The sequence below is a fragment of the Xanthomarina sp. F2636L genome, assembly GCF_026410195.1.
In the GTDB taxonomy this organism is placed as follows: domain Bacteria; phylum Bacteroidota; class Bacteroidia; order Flavobacteriales; family Flavobacteriaceae; genus Xanthomarina.
This window is the reverse complement of the sequence record NZ_JAPMLM010000061.1, coordinates 53,040-69,907: the sequence shown is the minus strand read 5'-3', so window position 1 is coordinate 69,907 and position 16,868 is coordinate 53,040. Positions and strand designations below refer to the sequence as shown.

Genomic DNA, 16,868 nt, shown 5'->3' with positions numbered 1-16,868 from the left:
AGACACATGATTTCAGTAAGTATCATTGGCGCAGGAAATGTTGCTACTCACCTATTTAACGTATTTACAAAAACTAAAACAGTTTCTGTAAAACAATGGTATAGCAGAGATTTAAGCAAGATAAGCTCTTTTAAAAACAAAGTATCGGTTATAGATAAGCTTTCTGAATTAACAGAAGCCGATATTTATATTATTGCTGTTAGCGACGATGCCATTCAAAATATTTCTGAAGCTTTGCCTTTTAAACAACGCTTGGTAGTACATACTTCTGGTAGCGTAAGCCTTTACGATTTAGACAAAAAAAATAGACGAGGCGTGTTTTATCCGCTTCAAACTTTTTCTAAAGAAGCGAAAGTAGATTTTAAAAATGTTCCTATTTGCATTGAAACTATTGGAAAAAAAGACTATCCTCTGTTGAAATCTTTAGCAGAAGCTATAGGAAGTGCATATTATAAAGTGAATAGCGAACAAAGAAAGTCCCTACATCTGGCTGCCGTTTTTGTAAATAATTTTACCAACCAATTGTATCGCGTAGCTCATGAAATTACAGAATCTGAAGGTGTTGAATTCGACATTTTAAAACCCTTAATTTTAGAAACTGCAAAAAAAATCCAAAATTTGTCGCCTTATTTAGCACAGACAGGTCCAGCAAAACGCAACGATAAGAAAACCATTAAAAAGCATTTAAAACAACTAGAAAACCAAGAGCATAAAGCTATTTACACGCTGTTAACTAATGCGATAAAAAAAACCCATGGAAGATAAAAGCTATAAAGAGTATTTAGAACAAATTACGACTCTAATTTTTGATGTAGACGGTGTATTAACAAATGGAACTATAACCGTAACAACTGCAGGTGACATGCTAAGAACTATGAACATTAAAGATGGTTATGCCTTAAAAACAGCTGTTGACAAAGGTTTTCATGTATGTATTATTTCTGGAGGAACTAACGAAGGTGTTAGATTAAGGCTTGAAGGGTTAGGGATTACCGATATATTTCTTGGAGCTCACAATAAAATCGAACAATTAAACCAATATCTGGAAAAACATCAAATAGATCTTAAAAACGTATTGTTTATGGGAGACGATATTCCAGATTTTCCAGTGATGAAATTGGTGGGTTTACCATGTTGCCCTCAGGATGCAGTGCAAGAAATTAAAGCCATTTCAAAATATGTATCTCATAAAAATGGCGGAACTGGTGCTGTTAGAGACATTATAGAACAAGTTTTAAAAGTTCAGGGCAAATGGATGGGAAATTTTAACGCCAAATACGATTAAAAATCAGTTTCCAAATACAAACATAACCATAGAAATAAATTAGACTTTGATAACAGATAACAATCCTCCTTTAAAAAAAGCATTTAAAACTGTGAATTTTTTAAACCTTATCCGGTGGAAAAACCTACTCTTAATTGCGTTGGTTCAATATTTAATAAAATACACCCTACTTGAGCCTTTTCTAGGTACTGTTAATTTAAGTGTGACTTTAAGTTTCTTTGGGTTTACCTTACTAGTATTAGCGACTCTTTGTTTAGCAGCCGCTGGATATATTATAAACGACATTTACGATATTGAAATTGACAAGGTTAACAGACCTGAAAGAGTGATTGTTGGAAATAGTATTTCAGAAAAAACTGCTAACACTTTATTTATCACCTTTAATATTGCTGGTGTATTAATAGGTTTTTATCTTTCTAATCTAATTGGTAAAAATGGCTTCTTTGCCTTATTTGTTATTATTTCAGCATTGTTATATATCTATGCAACTTATCTAAAACAAATGCTACTTGTTGGAAATTTTGTCATATCGATACTAGTAGCTTTAAGCCTTATTATTGTTGGTTTGTTCGATTTACTTCCAGCAATAACCCCAGAAAATCAAGAAACGCAAATTACCTTTTTTAAAATAATTTTAGACTATGCTGTTTTTGCCTTCGTGATTAATTTTATTAGAGAAATAGTCAAGGACATTGAAGATATTGACGGAGAATACAAAGCTGGTTTTAATACCTTACCTATAGCATTTGGTAGAAATAGAGCTATAAAAGTGGTTTTTGCACTCTCTATAATGCTGTTGTTTGGTGTGGTTTACTACATCATTACTTTTTTATATTCACAACTCTTGGTTGTTGCTTACTTTTTAACCTTTATAATGGCTCCATTAATTTACATCTGTATTAAATCATACACAGCAGAAACTAAAAAAGAGCTTCGTCTTATTAGTAATTTGCTTAAACTGGTTATGCTTATTGGCATACTTTCAATGGCACTTTATCAATTTGTTTTATTAGGGTAATGCTAAACGAAAAATTGAAAAAATACCATCTTATTTTAGCTTCAGGCTCCCCTAGAAGACAACAATTTTTTGCAGATTTAGGTTTGGATTTTGAAATTCGTTTAAAACCCATAAAGGAAGAATTTCCTACTCGCTTAAAACATTTTGAAATTTCAGATTATTTAGCGCAATTAAAAGCACTTCCTTTTGAAGGTGAATTAAATAAAAATGACATCCTAATAACTAGCGACACCATAGTTTGGCACAATAAACAAGCATTAGGTAAACCAAAAAATAAAGCCGATGCGTTCCAGATGATTAAATCTTTAAGTCATGCCACGCATGAAGTGATTACTTCGGTTTGTTTTACAACTAACAAACACCAAAAAACGGTGAATGCTATTACCAAAGTTACTTTTAAAGAATTAAGTGATACCGAAATTAATTACTACATAGAAACCTGCAAACCCTTTGATAAAGCTGGAGCTTATGGTATTCAGGAATGGATTGGACAAATAGGAATTACAAAAATTGAAGGATCATATTTTAACGTAGTCGGTTTACCAACCCATCTTGTTTACCTAACTTTAAACAGTCTGATTTCTTCTTAAATATAACTTAAGAAGCCACATAAATCTTAATTTCTATTCTATCTTTGTGCTACAAATTTATTTATAAAATGACATTTTTTCAAACCTATCAAACCGAACTTATTGCAAGTTTGTTTATCATATTATTCCTCTTTATTGTTAGAGCCATCGCAAGAAAATTAATCTATAAATTAGGTAAGAAAACAGGTATTAACGATGCACGTATTCATTTAATTAGTAGATATTCAACTGTAACTTTAATTTTAATAGCTCTTTTAATAGAGACCTTTATTTTTGGAGCTCAATTAAAAGATTTAGCGCTAGTATTTTCATCTGTATTTGCAGTTATCGGAATTGCATTATTTGCTATTTGGTCCATTTTAAGCAATATAACCTCTGGAGTCATCATGTTTTTTTCTTTCCCCTATAAAGTTGGAGACAAAATTCAAATTCATGATAAAGATTTTCCTTTAGAAGGTATTATTGAAGATATTCGAGCCTTTCAACTACATTTAAGATTAGATAATGGCGACTTGGTAACTTATCCTAATAACCTCATGCTACAAAAAGCAGTCACTTTAATAAAAAAAGATGCCATAGGCGAAGGTCCTGATGCTATATAAATAATCCATATATTTATAGTATCATTCATATTTTATGACAAAGAAAAGAACCAATAAGTACAAAAAACATATTAAGCAATCTCCAGGATCTATAGTTTATACTGGAGAAAACCCTACAGAAAAACTTTTTATAAATGCTTTTGATTATGGCCCAAATTTTATAAACGAATTAGAGCTAAAATCGGTTGAAGACGCCTTTAATTTTAAACAAACAGAATCTGTTTCTTGGATAAACATTAACGGTCTCAATCATATAAAAGACATTGAAAAGGTTGGAAAACACTACAATCTGCATCCTTTAATTTTAGCTGATATAGCTAATACGTCTCAAAGACCTAAAATTGATGTCTACGACGATTATATTTTTGTCGTTCTTAAAATGCTGTATTATGACGAAAATGAAAACATTAAAATAGAGCAAATAAGTCTTGTATTAGGTGCCAATTACGTATTAACTTTTCAAGAAATTGAAGGAGATGTTTTTGACAATGTTAGAGAACGACTTCGATTAGAAAACGGCAGAATTAGAACTCTTGGAGCAGACTATTTATTGTATGCTTTAATTGATGCTATAGTTGATCATTACTACATAGTAAGCGAAACTATGGGGAATAAAATTGAAGATTTAGAAGATCTGCTATTTAATGGCGAGATTAAAGACGACCTAAGTCAACAAGTTTTAAGCCTTAAAAAAGAAGTGCTAAAAGTACGTCGTAGCATCTTCCCGATTCGGGAAATTATTAGTCGCATAGAAAAAAACGAACACACTTTAATTAATCCCAATTCCATACAATATTATGGAGATATTTATGACCACGTTATTCAACTGTCTGATTCTATCGATATTTATAGAGAAATGATTTGGAGTTTAATGGATATGTACATGACAACCATAAGTAATAAAATGAACGAAGTCATGAAAGTTCTTACTATTATGGCTTCTATTTTTATTCCTTTAACTTTTATAGCTGGTATTTATGGAATGAATTTCGACAACATACCTGAACTCCACTATAAATACAGTTATTATATTCTTTGGGTTGTTATGGTCTTAATTTTCCTAGGAATGATTTTTTATTTCAAAAAGAAAAAATGGCTTTAAAATATAATCAACCCATATTTTATAAGACTTCTAGTTATTTGTTTTAAAACAAAAAATACTGCTAAACAAATCAAGCTTCTAGCTCCAGAACTTTTAGAGCATGAGAAAGCTCCTTAAAACGTTAAAGAAACATAAAAACCTGCAAGCTTGCGGGTTTTCTTTTTATATTTATCGCTATCTAAAAAACCCACCATGCAAAGATTATTACTTGTTGTAATTATAACCTTATTCTCAAGCTTAAATATATTCTCTCAAGCACCAAAAAAACCGAATGCTTCCGAAATTTACGAGTCCATTAAAAAACTTAATTTCTTAGGTTCTGTTCTATATGTAGCTGCACATCCGGACGACGAAAATACTCGGCTAATATCTTATATGTCTAACCATGTTAAAGCTAGAACAGCTTATCTGTCTTTAACACGTGGCGATGGTGGCCAAAATTTAATTGGTCCAGAAATTAGAGAACTTCTGGGAGTAATAAGGACCCAAGAATTATTAACTGCCAGACAAATTGATGGTGGTGAGCAACTCTTTACTCGTGCTAACGATTTTGGTTACTCTAAACACCCAGACGAAACCCTTGAAATCTGGAACAAAGAAGAAGTTTTAAGCGATGTGGTTTTGGCCATCCGTCAATTTCAACCAGATATTATTATCAATCGTTTCGATCATAGAAGTCCGGGAAAAACACATGGACATCACACCAGTTCTGCTATGTTAAGCATTGAAGCTTTCGATATCACTAACGATAAAATGTCTTATCCAAACCAATTAAACAATACAAGCCTATGGCAACCAAAACGTTTGTTTTTTAATACCTCCTGGTGGTTTTATGGCAGTCAGGAAAAATTTGAAAAAGCCGATAAAAGTAGCTTATTGGAATTTGATTTAGGTACTTTCTATCCTTCCTTTGGATTCAGCAATCCAGAAATTGCCGCTTTAAGTAGAAGTCAGCATAAATCTCAAGGTTTTGGAAACACAGGAACTCGTGGCTCACTAATGGAATACATTGAATTGATTAAGGGAGAGATGCCAGAAGATCAAACCAATCTTTTTGAAGGTATTGATACCACATGGAATCGCGTAAAAGGAGGCCAAGCTATTGGAAGCATACTGCAAAAAGTAGAAGAAAATTATGATTTTACCAATCCGTCTGCCTCTATTCCAGAATTGCTTAAAGCCTATCAGTTAATTCAAAAATTAGAAGATTCTCATTGGAGAACTTATAAAACCGAGGAAATTAAAGATATTATTTATGGATGTGCTGGATTGTATTTGGAAGCCGCTTCTAATACCAGTCAAGCAACTCCTGGAGAAACTGTAAAATTAAATATTGAAACCATCAATAGAAGTTCTTTTCCTATTACATTGGGAACCATGACATGCAACAACACGCGTATTTCTAAGCAAATAGCTCTAAAAGAAAATATTAGCTTCGATTTTCACGAAGTTTTAGACATCCCTAGCAATCAAAAACCTACAACACCTTATTGGTTAACCGAAAAAGGCACTTTAGGTATGTATCAGGTGCCCGACGAATCTTTAATAGGAAAACCAGAAACTCCAAGAGTTTTTAATGTGTCTTTTGAATTGATTTTTAACAATACTGCCATTACATTTACTAAACCCGTAATTTATAAAACCAACGATCCTGTTAAAGGAGAAGTATATAAACCTTTCGAAATTATCCCTGAAGCTTCCGTAAGAATTTCAGAAAAAGTAATCATTTTTGAGAATAGTCTAGCCAAAGATATTCCTGTTATTGTAAAAGCTGGTCGGGATGGATTAAATGGTGTTTTAAGTTTAAATTACCCTAAAGAATGGTTGGTGACACCAGAAAATCAAGAGGTACAAATTCCGAATAAAGGTGAAGAAAAAACATTTATATTTCGTGTTACACCTCTAGAAAATCAACATGAAGGTCCCTTAGTTCCTGTGATGGCTGTAAATGAAAAAACATATTCCAAAGAATTGATAGAAATAGATTACGATCATATTCCATATCAAACCGTGTTACTTCCTTCCGAAAGTAAAATTGTACGTTTAGATATTCAGAAAAAAGGTGAAAATATAGGATATATCGTTGGCGCTGGAGATGTAGTTCCTGAAAGTTTAGAGCAAATTGGTTACAAAGTCACGTTATTAAAACCTGAAGATATCAATCCTGAAATTCTCAGTCAGTTCGATGCTGTTGTTGTTGGCATTAGAGCTTATAACATCTTGGAGACCATCAAATTTAAGCAGCAACAATTATTCGATTTTGTTGCAAATGGTGGAAATATGATTGTGCAATACAATACCAATCACCAATTAAAAGTAGATGCCATAGCACCATACAATTTAGAGCTTTCTAAAGACCGTGTGACTGATGAGTACGCCGAAGTGAAGTTTTTAGAACCTAAACATCCCGTTCTAAACACTCCAAATAAAATAACCCAAGAAGATTTTAATGGCTGGACCCAAGAGCGAGGCTTGTATTTCCCAGACAAATGGGACAAAGAATTCACCTCAATTTTATCTATGCACGACAAAGGTGAATCGGCTAAAAAAGGAAGCCTGTTAGTAGCAAGATACGGAAAAGGCTATTATATTTATACCGGATTGAGTTTCTTTAGAGAGTTTCCTGAAGGCGTTCCAGGAGCTTATAGGTTATTTGCCAATATGTTGAGTATTGGAAAATAAACCATGAACTTGTAGAAGAATGATAATCTGTAATTCAATCAGCTTTATTTTTAAGATTATGAAATATCAAATAATCTTTTAAAAAAGCCAATTAATTAAAACACATGAAAAAATACAAATGGAGTAACATGTACACCTTAGTGTTAATAGCAAATGCTATTTATATTGTTATCTTTTATTTTATCTCCAAAGCTTTTTAATATGCAAACATTAGACTGGATTGTTTTAATTGGAACTCTTGCCACAATTGTAGGTTACGGAACATGGAAAACTCGAGGCAGTAAAAATGTGGAAGACTATGTTCGAGGGGGCAGTCAATCGAAATGGTGGACGATAGGTCTATCTGTGATGGCAACTCAAGCTAGTGCCATTACTTTTTTGTCTACTCCTGGACAAGCTTTCCATTCCGGGATGGGATTTGTACAGTTTTATTTCGGACTTCCAATAGCTATGATTATTATATGCATGGTGTTTATTCCTTTATACCACAAATTAAAAGTTTATACAGCTTATGAATTTCTAGAAAATCGTTTCGATTTAAAAACTAGAAGTCTTACGGCTATTTTATTCCTTATTCAACGTGGTTTGGCAGCTGGAATTACCATTTATGCCCCAGCTATTATTCTTTCGGCTGTCTTAGGTTGGAATCTGACTTATTTAAATATAGTTATCGGAATTTTAGTAATTATTTACACCGTGTCTGGAGGCACAAAAGCAGTAAGTATGACCCAAAAACATCAAATGGCTGTTATTTTTACGGGAATGTTTGTTGCCTTCTTTTTAATCCTTAGCTATTTACCTGAAAATATCACATTTGCAAAAGCCTTAGAAGTTGCTGGAGCTAGTGGAAAAATGGATATCCTAGATTTTTCATTTAACATGGAAAACCGATATACCGTTTGGAGTGGTTTAATTGGAGGCACTTTTTTAGCTCTTTCTTATTTTGGTACAGACCAAAGTCAGGTGCAACGTTATCTCTCTGGAAAATCGGTTAAGGAAATGCAAATGGGGCTTATTTTTAATGGCTTATTAAAAGTACCTATGCAATTCTTTATTTTACTCGTTGGAGTTATGGTTTTTGTGTTTTATCAGTTTAACCAATCTCCAATTAACTTTAATCCTGCTGCTGAACAGGTAATGATGGATTCAGAATATTCCGAAGCTTATAAAGAGTTAGAAAATGAACAACTGGCTATTTTTAATACCAAACAAAGCCAGATTAACAGTTTTGTTACTACAGGCGAAGCTAAATATGCCAATGAAATTGCACTGTCTAACGAAGCTGATAGAGCGAACAGAGAAGCTGCTAAACTATTAATACAAGAAGCAGCAGATAAAAAGATAGTCCGTGTTGAAACCAACGATAAAGATTATGTATTTATTCATTTTATCTTAAATAATTTACCTCGCGGATTAATTGGACTACTTCTAGCTGTTATTTTAAGTGCAGCCATGTCAAGCACAGCAAGTGAGTTAAATGCTTTGGCTTCTACAACTTCTTTGGATTTATACAAAAGAAGCATGGCTCCAGGTAAAAGTGAAACTCACTATTTAAAAGCGACCAGGTGGTTTACGTTTGGATGGGGAATTTTAGCCATTATTATTGCTAGTATCGCATATTTAGCAGATAATTTAATTCAGTTAGTAAACATAATAGGTTCTATCTTTTATGGAAATGTTTTAGGAATCTTCCTCTTGGCCTTTTTCTTTAAATATGTCCGTGGGAATGCTGTTTTTGTAGCGGCACTAATTACTCAAGCTATTGTAATTATAGGATGGTGGTTTGATTGGATGCCGTATTTATGGCTGAATTTGTTTGGCTGTATGTTAGTAATACTTATTGCTTTTTTACTTCAAAGTTTAAACTCCAAAAAATAATATTTTATATATAAAAAAAAGCCTCACAATTAAAACTGTGAGGCTTTTTTTTATAAGTTTAAAGTAATCTTAGTTTTCCCATTCTTTAAGAGAATCCAAGTTCATTTTTACATAATCATCATTTCCAGCTTCTTTTGCTCCATCCAAGGATTTTTTAGCAAGTTCAATTGCCCCTTTTATATCTCCTGCTTTTGCATAGATTATAGATTGCTGTCTTATTTGATAAAACATAGGCTTATCCATCATACTCATGGCTTTATCCATCCATTCTTTAGCTTGTTTAATATCTTTCCCTTCTTGAGAATAATAAACTGCTGCAGCGTAATAATCGCTAGCTTTTGGAGTGCCATTTAAAGCATCGTTAATAGATTTAAGTACAATTTCATCTGTTGGCACAGAGAAAGGAACTGCCACATAGGTTTTTTCCCAAAGAATTTCTAAAGCTGCTCCAGAATTTGTAATTTGATTGATGTCTATAGTAAAGGTTTCAACATTAAAAGGCACAGGGTAAACTTCAGCATTTACTCTGGCTGCAACTTTACCATCATCCCATTTTTCTGGTGTTCCCCAGTTTTCTGTATCAGAGTAAAATAATACTTCCCAAACTTTCTCTCCAGGTTTTGCAAAAATAGCATAAGATCCTGCTTTTAATAATTGTCCCATGATGGTTACATTATCACTAAAAGTAATAATGGTGTTCTTATTAGCACCCATTCTCCATACCTTATCGTAAGGAACAAGGTCTCCAAAAACGGTACGTCCTTTAACTCCTGGACGAGAATATTCTATGGTCACATCTGTCAAACCAACCTTTTGCTCCACCTTACTAAATGGACTAGATTGTGGTGTTGTAACTTGCGCACTCATATTAATAGATAAGGCAGCTACAGCAAATAATAGTAATATGTTTTTCATTCTTCTATATTTTTAAATTATTAAATTTTAAGACAAAAATAGCTTTTATGTCATTATATACTTGTTAAGGAAAGCTTAATCTTCCCAGCCAAATCGCTCATAAATAATTCTGGCAATCTTTCCAAAATTTTCTAAAAAGTTGATGTATTGATCTTGTGTTAAAATCTCTTTCATGTCCGCATTCATTCTATCGACAATTTTATCAAATTCAACATGCATTTCATCAACACTATAGTCTTTGTCTCTATCGTTTAAACGACTCATCTCATAAACATAAGTAAATACGGTAGTATCATATTCTTCTCTTACTTCATCGGATAAATCCATTTCGTTAACTCGGTTATTAAACCAAATATCAATTTTTGATCGTTCTTCTACAGTAAAAACCGTATCAATTTTTGCAGCTTGTCTTCTAATTTGTTTTTCAGATTTCTCGTTCTGAGCTAACATGGTATTTATACCTATAAAAAATAAGGCTATAAATAAAGTAGTGATTTTTTTCATTTTATATAATTTTTATAAGTCCAAATATACAATTTTATAGGAATGAATTTACAATTGTTTTAAAGAAAACTACATGTACCAAACTGCCATAGTATGGTTTTAAGATTCGTCATTTCTAAAAATATTTTCCTAATTAATAACATACATACAAATTGAATATGTTAAATTTGTCTAATTTTATATTTTTAAAGTTAGACATTTAGTATATTTACAAAAAAATTATTTGGGTATTATGGCAAAAAAGAAATCTATAAACGAAAAAGACATCATGTCAATGTACATGAAATATGTTTTAGAACAAGACAAAAAACCGCATACAGTTTATCTGTTTTCTAAAGAAAATAAAATCAACGAACAAGACTTTTATAAGTACTTTGCCTCTTTTGAGGTTCTAGAAAAGTATATATTCAATGCTTTTTTTGAAAATACGCTTCATGTTTTAGAGAAAAGTGAGGATTACAAATCTTTTGATGATAGAAACAAACTTCTTAGTTTCTATTTTACATTTTTTGAAAATCTAACGGCCAATAGAAGTTATGTGATGTTTAGTTTAGAACAAAACAAACATAGTTTAAAAGGACTTCAAAAATTATCCAAGCTAAAACAGAGTTTTACAGGTTATATTAATACTCTAGATATTGAAATGTTAGATATCCAGCTGAAACAAATAAACCAAATTCAAAAAAAAGGCCTACAAGAATCGGCCTGGATTCAGTTATTATTAACTCTCAGGTTTTGGATGGACGACAGTTCGCCATCATTTGAAAAAACAGATATTTTTATTGAAAAATCTGTAAATACCAGTTTCGATATTCTCCAAATGACACCTCTTAAAAGCGTAATCGATCTTGGAAAATTTTTATTTAAAGAAAAAGCATCTACGAACTCATGAAAACCATAGACAAAATTCCAACATCCAAAATTTCACGTGCATCCAAATTGGTTACCACTGGAGCCAAAGTTGGCGTAAACTATATTAAATATTATGGCGATAAAATGGTCACAAATAAAGAAGACGCCAAAGATCGTTTAAATAAAAATAATGCCGAAGATATTTACGACAGCCTAAAACAACTTAAAGGGAGTGCTTTAAAAGTGGCGCAAATGTTAAGTATGGAAAAGACCATTTTGCCTCAGGCTTATGTGGAAAAGTTCTCTTTGGCACAATTTTCTGTACCACCATTATCTCCGGCATTGGTATTAAAAACCTTTAAAAAATACTTTGGAAAAACACCAGACGAACTCTACGATATTTTTAACGCCACCTCTATAAATGCAGCTAGTATTGGGCAAGTTCACCTTGCTGAAAAAGATGGAAAAAAGTTGGCTGTAAAAATTCAATATCCTGGAGTCGCAGATAGTATTGCAACCGATTTGGCTATGGTGAAACCTATTGCTATGAGCATGTTTAATATTAAAGGGAAAGATTCTGATAAATATTTTAAAGAGGTTGAAACCAAACTTATAGAGGAAACAGACTATATTTTAGAAGTAAAACAAAGCCAAGAGATTGCAAATGCCTGTGCACATATTCCAAACCTAAAATTTCCAAAATATTACGAAACTTTATCGTCTGATAGGATTATTACCATGGATTATATGGAAGGGGAACATTTATCAGAATTTACCAAACACAATACAAACGCCACTCACGCAAATAATATAGGACAAGCCCTGTGGGATTTTTACATGTATCAAATCCATAACTTAAAAAAAGTACATGCAGATCCACATCCTGGAAATTTTTTAATTTCAAAGGAAAAAGAACTAATTGCCTTAGATTTTGGTTGTGTTAAAATCATTCCAGAAGATTTTTATAGTCCTTATTTTGAATTGGCTAAAAAAGAAAACATTACCAATCAAGAGAAATTTCTTTCAAAATTATATGAATTAGAAATTTTAAAAACGGAAGATACCGAAGAAGAAAAAGAGTTTTTTACCAAGATGTTTCACGACATGCTTAGCTTGTTTTCGGAGCCGCTTCAAGAAGATACTTTCGATTTCTCCAACAGTGAATTCTTTTTGAAAATCGCAGAGCTAGGGGAAAAATATTCTAAAAACACACAAATAAGAAAATACAATGCCAATAGAGGTTCCAAGCATTTTATTTATATGAACAGAACATTCTTCGGACTTTATAACCTCATGTTCGATTTAAAGGCAAATAATATAATCATCAATAATTTTAACACGCTATAATGCCACACTTTAGCAAAGAGGATATTAGTGAGATGGACTATCTCTATCGGATTAATCTCATCAACAGTTGTTCGGGTTATAAATCTGCTAATCTTATTGGTTCGAAATCAAAAAAAGGCATTTCAAATGTAGCAGTGTTTAGCTCGATAACACATATTGGCTCAGATCCTTCCATCTTAGGTTTTTTCATGAGACCAACCACAGTAATAAGAAATACCTATGATAATATTAAAGACATGTCTGTGTTTACCGTCAATCATATTTATGAGGATATATTAAAAGATGCACACCACACCTCTGCAAAATATGATGCCATGACTTCCGAATTTGATATGACAAACTTAGAAGAAGACTATAAAAATGGATGTATCGCGCCTTTTGTAAAAAACTCTCCAGTTCAAATGGCCATGAACTTTGTAGAAGAATATCATATAAAAGCCAATAACACCATGCTTTTGATTGGGGAAATTACGGACTTGTATATTCAAGACTCTTTACTTCAAGAAGATGGCTTTGTAAATCTTTCAGAAGGAAAAATTGCAGCTATAAACGGTTTGGATGGTTACACAATCCCTAATTTAAAAACAAGATTGGCATACCAAAGACCAAAATAAAGCTTAATTTAAACCAATTATTTTTATGATGCCAAGTTTTTATTCCGAACACATAAAATAATTAAATATAAACGTATCCATGAAAATTCTAGTTACAGGTTCCACAGGATATATAGGGAAAAGATTAATCCCTATATTAATCAATGAAGGCCATGAGGTTATTTGTGCGGTACGCGATACACTTAGAGTAGACAAAAGTTATCTTCAAGACGAACATATAAAAATTGTTGAAGCAGATTTTTTAAAACCCGAAACTCTTCAAAACATTCCTAAAGATATTGATGTTGCATATTATCTTATTCATTCTATGTCCAATACCTCGAAAGATTTTGAAGCATTAGAAGCTGCATGTGCCATAAATTTTAAGAACTATTTTAAAACCACAGAAATAAAGCAGGTAATTTATTTAAGTGGTATTACCAACGATGCTTATCTTTCAAAACATTTGCAATCAAGAAAAAATGTTGAAGAATTATTGGAATCTGAAACCTATGCGTTAACCATATTTAAGGCTGGAATTATTGTTGGGTCCGGAAGTTCCTCTTTTGAAATTATTCGGGATTTGGTTGAAAAACTACCTGTAATGATTGCTCCAAAATGGTTAAATACCAAAACCCAACCTATTGCTGTTAGAGATGTACTTGCTTTCTTATCTAAAGCCAAAGGTAAAGAAGAGCTTTACAACAAAAGTTTTGACGTTTTTGGTCCTGAGATCCTTACTTACAAACACATGTTACTCAAGTTTGCTAAAATTAGAAATTTGAAGCGTTATATTCTAACAGTCCCTGTTATGACTCCCAAGCTATCCTCCTACTGGCTGTATTTTGTAACGGCTACTTCGTATAAACTCGCTTCTTCATTGGTGGATAGTATGGGGGTGGAAATTATAGGCGAGAAAAGTAACATCAATCAAATTTTGGATGTATATCCCATAACGTATCAAGATGCGGTAGCTCTGGCTTTTGAGAAAATTGAACAAAATAGTATTGTTTCCAGTTGGAAAGATTCCATGGTAAGTAGTGGACGTTTAAAAAACAACATTCATAAATACATCAACGTTCCAACCTACGGCTGTTTTAAGGATTATAAAGAACGAAAAGTTATTGATACGGAGAAAACCATAAATAGGATCTGGTCCATTGGAGGTTCAACAGGTTGGTATTATGGCAATTATCTATGGAAAATAAGAGGCTATATGGATAAATTATTTGGCGGTATTGGTTTACGGAGAGGAAGAACCCATATTTCAGAATTAAACGTTGGGGATGCTTTGGATTTTTGGCGTGTAATTTTTAGCGACAAAAAAGAACGGAAATTATTGTTATATGCCGAAATGAAACTTCCTGGAGAAGCCTGGCTTGAATTTAAAATTGAAGATGGCCTGCTAAAACAAACGGCTACTTTTAGACCACGTGGTCTCGCTGGACGCTTGTATTGGTATAGTGTTTTGCCTTTTCACGGATTTATTTTTAGAGGAATGATTAATAAATTAGTAGACGTGAACTAGCATCTATGAAACACATAAACAATGCCACGGAAAATTTAATCAAGAATTGTTTAATAAGAAATTATTGCATTTAAAATGAAACTTCTTATCAAAATCAGCGTTTTTAAATTTTTCGTCTTCGAGCCATAAAATGCTTCAAAAAAAGAAATTAAGCTGTTTTACGAAAGACCAATATGGCCATTAAATTCATTGTATTCCAGGAATAATGCAGCACTCATAAATATAATGTTAATTTTTGTATAATATTTTAATTAAAAAGTTAGACAAACAGATATTTTGCTTATATTTATTTTATGATTTTAGATACGACTCACAATAATAAGAAACATGATAAACTCATCCATGATTTAGTTGGTAAATCATTTGGATGGATTCAAGCTATCCAGCTGAAAGGAATTGGCTCCAAACGCATGATGATTGAAGAGGTGAGTCCTAATTTACAACAGTATTTGAACCTAGTCGCAGATGTTAATTATGCCAATCTGGAACTAAGGCCTTTGGGAGTTCTTATCAGAATTAACAAAGGTTTAAAAAACTATACCTGGATCATCCCTTTTTACCAATTGGTAATGTATAAAACAGATGGAAGCAGCATTCATGCTCAAGGAAAATTTATCAGGTCTAGAAAAAATACTACTTTTAAAGAGAACAAAGCTTTTTTCGATAAACTATTGGATGAAAAAGTAAAATACGAAGCGAAATATCATGTTTTACCATGATTTTAGAACCACAACATATCGATCGTATTATTGAAATGGCTTGGGAAGACAGAACCCCTTTTGAAGCCATTACTTTTCAATTTGGACTTTCAGAACAAGAAGTTATTCATGTTATGCGTCGCGAATTAAAAGAAAGTAGTTTTAAATTATGGCGAAAACGGGTTCAAGGCAGAAAAACAAAACATAAAAAATTACGTGTTTTTGAAAAAGGACGCTTTAAATGTTCCAGACAAAAACAAATAACACATAATACCATTTCCAAACGCTAATGTTGCTTTGATTAAGGAACCAATTCTTTAAGACAGCACAAAAAAAAGACCTCTATGAATACAGAAATTTTAAACGAAGTTAAGAGAAAAAAAAGTCCTCTAAATGGCTTTAGCATTGAAGATATAGGCGATGACCATCTATATTCTGGCTTAGAAACACCTATGAAAACCGATGCTTTTCTATTAAGTGATACTGAAAAAAAAGAACGCATTGCCTCTCTATTTGAAGAAATTATGGATGTTATGGGTTTAGATCTTACAGACGATTCTTTAAAGGGAACACCAAATCGTGTGGCTAAAATGTATATCGATGAAATTTTTTCTGGATTAAATCCTAAAAATAAACCCAAAGTTGCTTTATTTGATAATAAATATCAATATAATCAGATGCTTGTTGAAAAAAATATTTCATTTTATTCTAACTGCGAGCACCATTTTGTACCAATTATTGGAACAGCTCATGTAGCTTATATCTCTTCTGGCAAGGTAATTGGTCTATCTAAACTCAATAGAATTGTTCAGTATTACGCCAAGAGACCACAGGTGCAAGAACGCTTAACAAATCAGATTGCAGAAGAACTAAAAGGCATCCTTGAAACCGAAGATGTGGCAGTAATTATAGATGCTAAACATTTATGCGTATCTTCGAGGGGAATTAAAGACGAAACTTCTGCAACTGTAACTAGTTATTATGGTGGGAAATTTAATACAACCCCTAAAATTGCAGAATTACAGAACTATTTAAAATTATAATATTATGGAACTTATAGAAAAAGCTTTAGAGTTTGAAAAAACCAGCTTGAGATCCCTATCTACAAGCGATAGAATAGAAATATCTAGAGAAGCAAAAGCGCTTATTCTAGAATTGAATGAATTATATAAAACCAAAAAAGATGAAGATATCATGGATCTTATGAAACGTCTTACTGCCATGAAACAAAAGGTTGAAAAGCGTTTAAAAGGAAGACCTTTAACTACTTAAAC

General features: G+C 32.3%; 18 protein-coding genes. 16 read left to right on the top strand and 2 right to left on the bottom strand.

The annotated features are described in order from the left end of the window. The first annotated feature begins 6 nt into the window (after window positions 1-6). The 8 genes from OS191_RS05665 to OS191_RS05630 all read left to right on the top strand — a co-directional run bounded on the left by OS191_RS05665 (window position 7) and on the right by OS191_RS05630 (window position 9,157). On the top strand, window positions 7-765 hold the full coding sequence (locus OS191_RS05665) for a Rossmann-like and DUF2520 domain-containing protein (protein WP_267154752.1): 759 nt from the start codon (window positions 7-9) through the stop codon (window positions 763-765). Beyond that, window positions 755-1,285, top strand: coding sequence for a KdsC family phosphatase (locus OS191_RS05660; RefSeq protein ID WP_267154751.1), 531 nt, complete (start codon window positions 755-757; stop codon window positions 1,283-1,285). The genes OS191_RS05665 and OS191_RS05660 overlap by 11 nt, the downstream gene beginning before the upstream one ends. Before the next feature lie 91 nt (window positions 1,286-1,376). Beyond that, a complete protein-coding gene (locus OS191_RS05655) occupies window positions 1,377-2,303 on the top strand; it encodes a geranylgeranylglycerol-phosphate geranylgeranyltransferase (protein ID WP_267154750.1) in 927 nt (308 codons plus the stop codon). Further along, window positions 2,303-2,893: a Maf-like protein gene (locus OS191_RS05650; RefSeq protein ID WP_267154749.1), complete on the top strand. Its 591-nt coding sequence runs from the start codon at window positions 2,303-2,305 to the stop codon at window positions 2,891-2,893. The genes OS191_RS05655 and OS191_RS05650 overlap by 1 nt, the downstream gene beginning before the upstream one ends. Before the next feature lie 68 nt (window positions 2,894-2,961). Next, entirely contained in the window at window positions 2,962-3,495 is a 534-nt protein-coding gene (locus OS191_RS05645; protein ID WP_267154748.1) for a mechanosensitive ion channel domain-containing protein, read from the top strand. A gap of 34 nt (window positions 3,496-3,529) precedes the next feature. Next, window positions 3,530-4,597 carry a magnesium/cobalt transporter CorA gene (gene corA, locus OS191_RS05640; protein ID WP_267154747.1) on the top strand — a complete coding sequence of 356 codons (1,068 nt, stop codon included), beginning with the start codon at window positions 3,530-3,532 and terminating at the stop codon, window positions 4,595-4,597. A 192-nt stretch (window positions 4,598-4,789) separates the two neighbouring features. Beyond that, the gene (locus OS191_RS05635) at window positions 4,790-7,279 is read left to right on the top strand and encodes a PIG-L family deacetylase (RefSeq protein WP_267154746.1); all 2,490 of its coding nucleotides are present in this window, start codon (window positions 4,790-4,792) and stop codon (window positions 7,277-7,279) included. A gap of 201 nt (window positions 7,280-7,480) precedes the next feature. Beyond that, window positions 7,481-9,157, top strand: coding sequence for a sodium:solute symporter family protein (locus tag OS191_RS05630; protein ID WP_267154745.1), 1,677 nt, complete (start codon window positions 7,481-7,483; stop codon window positions 9,155-9,157). Between the two features lie 69 nt (window positions 9,158-9,226). Here the strand turns inward: OS191_RS05630 and OS191_RS05625 are convergent, their stop codons facing one another. Further along, window positions 9,227-10,072, bottom strand: coding sequence for a DUF2911 domain-containing protein (locus tag OS191_RS05625; RefSeq protein ID WP_267154744.1), 846 nt, complete (start codon window positions 10,070-10,072; stop codon window positions 9,227-9,229). A 75-nt stretch (window positions 10,073-10,147) separates the two neighbouring features. Further along, complete coding sequence (locus tag OS191_RS05620; protein WP_267154743.1) at window positions 10,148-10,576, bottom strand: hypothetical protein; 429 nt, start codon at window positions 10,574-10,576, stop codon at window positions 10,148-10,150. Window positions 10,577-10,808: 232 nt separating this feature from the next. On the opposite strand from OS191_RS05620, the gene OS191_RS05615 reads away from it, so the two are divergent. The 8 genes from OS191_RS05615 (at window position 10,809) to OS191_RS05580 (ending at window position 16,866) form a co-directional block, all read left to right on the top strand. After that, a complete protein-coding gene (locus OS191_RS05615; RefSeq protein WP_267154742.1) occupies window positions 10,809-11,468 on the top strand; it encodes a TetR family transcriptional regulator C-terminal domain-containing protein in 660 nt (219 codons plus the stop codon). Next, a complete protein-coding gene (locus OS191_RS05610) occupies window positions 11,465-12,775 on the top strand; it encodes an ABC1 kinase family protein (RefSeq protein WP_267154741.1) in 1,311 nt (436 codons plus the stop codon). The genes OS191_RS05615 and OS191_RS05610 overlap by 4 nt, the downstream gene beginning before the upstream one ends. Continuing rightward, window positions 12,775-13,389 carry a flavin reductase family protein gene (locus OS191_RS05605; RefSeq protein ID WP_267154740.1) on the top strand — a complete coding sequence of 205 codons (615 nt, stop codon included), beginning with the start codon at window positions 12,775-12,777 and terminating at the stop codon, window positions 13,387-13,389. Before OS191_RS05610 ends, OS191_RS05605 begins: the two co-directional genes overlap by 1 nt. Before the next feature lie 79 nt (window positions 13,390-13,468). Beyond that, entirely contained in the window at window positions 13,469-14,896 is a 1,428-nt protein-coding gene (locus OS191_RS05600; protein ID WP_267154739.1) for an SDR family oxidoreductase, read from the top strand. A gap of 293 nt (window positions 14,897-15,189) precedes the next feature. Further along, on the top strand, window positions 15,190-15,615 hold the full coding sequence (locus OS191_RS05595; protein WP_267154738.1) for a hypothetical protein: 426 nt from the start codon (window positions 15,190-15,192) through the stop codon (window positions 15,613-15,615). Further along, the gene (locus OS191_RS05590) at window positions 15,612-15,884 is read left to right on the top strand and encodes a TIGR03643 family protein (protein WP_267154737.1); all 273 of its coding nucleotides are present in this window, start codon (window positions 15,612-15,614) and stop codon (window positions 15,882-15,884) included. Before OS191_RS05595 ends, OS191_RS05590 begins: the two co-directional genes overlap by 4 nt. Before the next feature lie 54 nt (window positions 15,885-15,938). Further along, window positions 15,939-16,637 (top strand): GTP cyclohydrolase I FolE, encoded by a 699-nt coding sequence (folE, locus tag OS191_RS05585; protein WP_267154736.1) that lies wholly within the window; start codon window positions 15,939-15,941, stop codon window positions 16,635-16,637. 4 nt (window positions 16,638-16,641) lie between these two features. After that, window positions 16,642-16,866: a hypothetical protein gene (locus OS191_RS05580; protein ID WP_267154735.1), complete on the top strand. Its 225-nt coding sequence runs from the start codon at window positions 16,642-16,644 to the stop codon at window positions 16,864-16,866. Window positions 16,867-16,868: the final 2 nt, after the last annotated feature.